This is a genomic window from Pantoea sp. SIMBA_079 (assembly GCF_046940275.1).
Taxonomy (GTDB): domain Bacteria; phylum Pseudomonadota; class Gammaproteobacteria; order Enterobacterales; family Enterobacteriaceae; genus Pantoea; species Pantoea borealis.
This window is the reverse complement of sequence record NZ_JAWRYR010000500.1, coordinates 1-261: the sequence shown is the minus strand read 5'-3', so window position 1 is coordinate 261 and position 261 is coordinate 1. Positions and strand designations below refer to the sequence as shown.

Sequence of the window (261 nt, the reverse complement as noted above, 5' to 3'; positions counted from 1 at the left end):
CCCTGCGCCTGGCTGCAGTACTGGGTGGAACTGGGGACGCCCGAGAAGGTGGAAGCGTATCGCCAGTACCTCGTCAATTATTCCGACCAGCAACGTACCGCGGGCCGCTTCGAACGTCCTACCAATGTGCGGCTGCACGACGTGATGGACTGGCTGGACGACAAGGACGCGGTCCCAGGCGACGTGCGCCTGCAGGTGTGGCTGGCGTTGGGCTTCCTGGCCGTGTGCCTGCTCAACACCGTCGGCCTGCTGCTCGCGAAG

The 261-nt window shown here is 65.1% G+C and carries 1 pseudogene; it reads left to right on the top strand.

The features are described 5' to 3' along the window. Positions 1-261, top strand: a pseudogene (locus SB719_RS20960) (ABC transporter permease); the annotation flags it as partial.